This is a genomic window from Paracoccus sp. SY (assembly GCF_002901215.1).
In the GTDB taxonomy this organism is placed as follows: Bacteria; Pseudomonadota; Alphaproteobacteria; order Rhodobacterales; family Rhodobacteraceae; genus Paracoccus; species Paracoccus acridae.
Window position 1 is genome coordinate 1 of the sequence record NZ_NWMQ01000094.1, and the last position, 4922, is coordinate 4922.

At 58.6% G+C, this 4922-nt stretch carries 4 protein-coding genes; 1 reads left to right on the plus strand and 3 read right to left on the minus strand.

Annotated elements, in window-relative coordinates:
* Positions 1 to 1036 precede the first annotated feature (1036 nt).
* The 3 genes from CK944_RS21390 to CK944_RS21400 all read right to left on the minus strand — a co-directional run bounded on the left by CK944_RS21390 (position 1037) and on the right by CK944_RS21400 (position 3676).
* On the minus strand, positions 1037 to 1486 hold the full coding sequence (locus tag CK944_RS21390) for a hypothetical protein (RefSeq protein WP_103175072.1): 450 nt from the start codon (positions 1484 to 1486) through the stop codon (positions 1037 to 1039).
* A 414-nt stretch (positions 1487 to 1900) separates the two neighbouring features.
* Positions 1901 to 2359, minus strand: coding sequence for a hypothetical protein (locus CK944_RS21395; protein ID WP_103175073.1), 459 nt, complete (start codon positions 2357 to 2359; stop codon positions 1901 to 1903).
* Positions 2360 to 2482: 123 nt separating this feature from the next.
* Positions 2483 to 3676 (minus strand): hemerythrin domain-containing protein, encoded by a 1194-nt coding sequence (locus CK944_RS21400; RefSeq protein ID WP_146038749.1) that lies wholly within the window; start codon positions 3674 to 3676, stop codon positions 2483 to 2485.
* 442 nt (positions 3677 to 4118) lie between these two features.
* Here CK944_RS21400 and CK944_RS23440 point away from each other — a divergent pair, with 442 nt between their 5' ends.
* Complete coding sequence (locus CK944_RS23440) at positions 4119 to 4283, plus strand: hypothetical protein (protein ID WP_158248114.1); 165 nt, start codon at positions 4119 to 4121, stop codon at positions 4281 to 4283.
* The last annotated feature ends 639 nt before the right edge of the window (positions 4284 to 4922 follow it).

A 4922-nucleotide genomic window follows, 5' to 3' on the forward strand; every position in this document is an offset into this window, starting at 1 on the left:
ACGCTCAGTCCTTGTCCGGAGCAGCGTGTGAAAAATTAAGCCTTGCCCTCCGAATTTGGCGCTGCGGGCGCTTCCCCAGCAAGGGGGTGGGGGGCGAGAGGCGTCGGGTTGGCGTTGATGATGCGGCCGCCCCTGACGGCATCTGATATGCCAGGTGGGTCTGCATCGGTCCACAAAGGGGAGCGGTCATGTCGAAAGTTTTCACGGTCGGGTTCGATCTGGAAAAGAATGTATTCCAGATGCATGTGACCAGGCATGCCCTTGCGGATGCTGAAGTGACCTGCGGCAACTTCTTATGCTAGTGATCCGTGCCGCCTTGATCGCCTTGTTACCGTTCGTCTCACCAGGCGCGGCGGGCGCAATGTGCTTTGAGCCGTCCGAGCCATACTGCGTCAGATCCTTTAATACCTTCGAAGATCGTTATGCTTTCGATAGCTGTCTCCAGGAAATGGAGGCTTATCGCAATGGCGTGACAGCCTTCCAATCCTGCCGAGAGGATGAGATCGCAGAAATCCAAGATGAAATTCAGCGCGCCTTACGGACGTTGGAAGAAGCAGTCAAACTTTGGAACTGCCGCGCTAAAGGTGGCACGCTTTGTCCGTAACCGACAGCAAAGCCGCCGCCCCTGCTACACTCCAGGGACGCGGCTAGAAACGCGAGAAACTCTCCCGGCAGCCGAAGTCGCATTTGGGCTAGCCCGTCCCCCTAATGTCGAGATGGCGCAGACTGAAGAACAGCCATTTGATATTATAGGTGAGGCCACAAAGCCCGCTGCCCGCGCAGGACCATCTGCCAATCAAATGCTGTTCGGCATTTACGTCTTATCGTAACCGCTGGTCTTCAAGAGCCTTCAAGGAGGAGACGGCCAGGGGATCACAAGACGATACGGATGCCGGGGCAAGCGACAAGCAAGAGGGGGTGAGGCAACATGCCCCGCGACCATTGAATGCGCAGAGGCACGCGCGAACCCAGGCGGGTTGCGTTCCCTCCAAGAACGGCAAGGTTTCCCCCGCCGCCACCTTTATCCATTCAGACGTCAGCTGCGCCCAAGCGCGTCGTAATGGCTGTTGATCCTGACATCAGCCAGAGACCGCACCCTGACTGGGGTGACAACAGCAGGGTCGCCAGCGAGCCAGTCAACAGCCCGCCAGAATGCTTTTGCGAACAGACCATGCTGTGCTGCGGGACTTACCAGTGCATCTGCATTTGCAAGCGTCGGGCGTTCGTTCTGCGATGTTTTGTAAATTATGTTCATTCTGTACTCTTTCATGAGGTAAAGGCAGATACTCCTGCCTGAACCGTTAAGGTGGACAATCGCACCGTCCTCATCAGGAAGGCGGTTCTTCTTCTGGGACACGTCGCCTTCGTCGGCCATCTTCCGGGAAGCCTCGTCGTCTTGGCTATTCTGGCGGCCATCCAGGGCTTTGTCCTCGCTCTTGGGCTCGGCTCGTGCATCTTTTGGAGAGGCAGGAATTCGTACGGCCATTGTCCGGCCCTCTGTGAGGCAGGAACAGAACATTCTGTCGCACCTCTTAAAACATGGGGTGCATAAGGTCGTTTTGCATCAGTGATCCTGCCCCTAAGTGCCAAGCCCAGGGGAAGAAAGGAAAGAAGGACGAACTGCTCCGCGCCGATGTTTCGCGCATGCACTTGGTCCCCAGGTCTCCCGCCTCTGCAACTCTCTGCCTGGCCGTCAGGAGAAGCTGGCTTCTCCTCGCAGCGGCAGATGGTGAAATGGAGGCATTATCGAAAATCACCGGCAACTATGCGATGGCGTTCCGATCTTTGCTGTCTTCGCGCGACACCGGCAAAAAAGGCCCCGCCGCCGAAGGCGAGGCGTCACTCGTTATACAAACTGCATCGGTCCATTCCAGGCGTCATCACCGTCTCGGCCGCAAACCTACTCGCTCAGGCGTCGTACGTTGGCTGTGGCTTGCAGATGCACCGGCGCCAAGGCCAATCCGCCGGTATCCATGCTGCGTGTGATCATGCGGGTAGCATGCTCCATCGAACGCTCTGCCAAGCCCAGCACATCGCCCGCGCGCAAAGGGCGCGCGCCCAGTAGCAGGTCGCAGAGGTGCTGCGCCTGCTTTGTGGCGTCAGCCATCATTGCCGACCATTGCTCGACAAGGGCCTCGTTGACCTTGGCGATGGCCACAACCTTCTCATGCATCATTCCACCGAGTTCGGCATAATCCCCTTGGGCAGGGCGGCAAGCCGCCTTGCCCATGACCGTCATCCGGGCTCCGATGACGCTGCGGGAAGCGGTCATTGTTTCGTTCAGGCGCAGATGGGTGTTCATCATATTGGAACTGGCCTTTGCCAGTTCGGCCCAAGCGTTCATGGCAGCGATCATCATCAGCTTATCCTTGTTCAAGCGAGTGAGGCGGCGGCAGGGCAGAATGTCCCATTCTCGCCCCATGCTGCCGCCGGGCTGCGCAACCGTATGGTGCAGCAACCCTTCATGCGAGCGTGAGCGCTGTTACGCCGTTTCCGTGACGCGCGCCTGAAGCGGGCTCAACGCCTGCTGCGAACTCCGCTGTGCGATCTGCAGCATCGCCGTGCGGCGTTCCATCCAGTTATGCATGACACTCGTCGCAAACGCTCTCTGAGCCTCTGCGGCGGCCTTCAAGGTCCTCGATCCGATCAACTGCTGGGAAAGCTCGGCGTTGGTGCGGGCAGCCTTGCCGAACCAGTCCATCCAAGCGGAAGAGACGTCTGACAGCGCCTGCACCGAGACCGCCGACGTTGTCGAGACAACCTGCACATCCCCGGCCAGCATCCGCGCGGCGTCACGGTAGACCGTCATGGCCTCCTGGCTGTCAGAGGCCATCTGCTGGGCGCGCTCGGTCAGGCTTTCGCCGATCTGGCGCGCCTGATCCTGGGCGGCGGCCCTGCTGCGTTCCATCACCTCGGCCACCTGTTCGGTGGCTTCACGGGCGATACGCTCCGCTTCTTTTTTGGTCCGGGCGACAGCCTGCTCGGCCGCGAGGGCGCGCTCGGCCTCTGCCGCCTGACGCTCTGCTTCGGCCTGTTCCACGCGCTTGGCCTCCCTGGCCGCTGCACGCTCGTCGGCTTCGGACTGCTCGGCCTTTTCGGCGTCCCGCTTGGCTTGCGCCCGCTCCTCGCGCTTTTCGTCGCGCTTGGCGGTTTCGGCCTCTTTGACGGCACCCTCGATGTCGGAGGCTACAGCGGCCGCCTCATCATCGTTGAGCACCTTGAGGACGGCGGGGAGAAGCTCCTTGCGCTCGTTGCGAACATGCTGCTGGAAACCCTTGTTCAGGTCGGCAAGCGCGGCCAAGAACGCATCATTGTCCTTCGGCAAACCGGACAGCTTTTCGAGAGATGCGCGCAAGTCTTTGTTGCCCTTCAGGGCGCTGACGGCGAGATCCTTAGTCTCCGGATGCTTGCGCAGCAGCGGCAGAAGGTGCTGCTCTTCGAGCTCGACGTAGCGGGAAAGTTCGTCATTCAGTTCCGTGTAGAGGCTTTCACGGGATTTCACCGCCTGGTTCGACGTTGCCGAAAGCTTCGTGATCAACGCGGCGGCTTTTTCCGGAGCAGCCTGGATCGTTTGGCGGAGGGTCATGGACATATCTTCCGTATATGCTTGCTTGAACCCGAAACCAGCGACAAAGGCCCCACCGAAGTGCGGAGACATCACATGCTGGTTGCTCAAGGAAGCTCAGGCAGGATCATCCGAGAAGGATTCGCCGAATGTCTTGCTGCAGTGCAACATAACCAGAGAACATGACAGTTATAAGAGGCTAATGCTGATTATAGGGCAAGCTGAGCCGATACTTGACTCCATAATGCTGCGCGGCAGAGAAAACAGGGCGGACTTGTGAGAAATATCATTGCCTTGCTTTAGATTGCCTGTTTTATCCTCGAAGAAGGATACTCCAGCTTTGGAAAGAGCTGCTCACCGCAGGCGTCATGCTGATCGGGACGGCGGGTGGCCAAGGGCCGCATTCCTGCCGGATGGGGGCCGCCCTTCTTTCCTGCCTTCCCATTGCGTTGCGAGTTAGCGTCGGGGTGGCCGATGTAAAGTGATCTCCTCAACCCCATGTTCGAAAGGTTGCGGCAGACTACTCTGCCCGTGACATATGGAGGGCCTCATCATGGCCGTACGACTTCCTGCCAGTTCCAAACGCTCCAAGCACCAACCCATCGGTGAGTACCCTGTCGACCATCGCGAGCAAGATCCTGAAGATGCCGAGGCCTCGCGGAAGATAGCCGAGGAAGCGGGGTTTCCTTGGAAAAAGAACCATTATTCCGAGCAGTAAACCATGCAGCCGCATGCCATGGCCCGCCAGGTCTTGTTAAGGCACTTAAGATAAAGATTTTCCCTATAAGAATGTCGAACGAATGTGCCAACCTCACTGCAGCGGACGCTCTGGCAAGTCCCATCGCATACGGCGGATTATTGCAAAAGCATTCAGACGGGCTATCGGATGGTTCGAGGTGCGGCCCGCTGCACTCAAGCCAAGCCTTGTGCGATCATTGGCTTACGCCAGGATTAACAGGGATTATGACGCCTTCCGGCGACGTTGAGGTCTGAAGAGACATAGGTGGCAAAAGCATGGGCCCGTTATCGCACCTTGAACTGCGGGCCACATGATCCACCGAGCCTCACCGATGCGGTCATGTCTGCGATCGAGGAAGTGGCCCCGCCACATGGTCGGACGGCACAGGCCAATCAGGGCTAAGCGAAAGGTGCTCGCGCGATTGGAGGTGTCGACCAGAACTGTCGGGCGGTTCTGCCGTGAGCGCCACGACGCTGCCTTCCTGCTCTGCCGAGTTCAACTGTGAGAGTCATCATTGGCGTCAAGGAGACGTCGTAGCCAGGACAACCTTGGCAATCCTAGGAGATCACTATGGAAGAACGTCTTGTGGATATCAGTGAACCGCCCCGGGTTTACCGG

Excerpts from the sequence above, each read along its gene's own strand:
- CK944_RS21390 (WP_103175072.1), bottom strand. The coding sequence starts at position 1,486 with ATGGCCGTACGAATTCCTGCCTCTCCAAAAGATGCACGAGCCGAGCCC.
- CK944_RS21395 (WP_103175073.1), bottom strand. The coding sequence starts at position 2,359 with ATGATGATCGCTGCCATGAACGCTTGGGCCGAACTGGCAAAGGCCAGT.
- CK944_RS23440 (WP_158248114.1), top strand. The coding sequence starts at position 4,119 with ATGGCCGTACGACTTCCTGCCAGTTCCAAACGCTCCAAGCACCAACCC.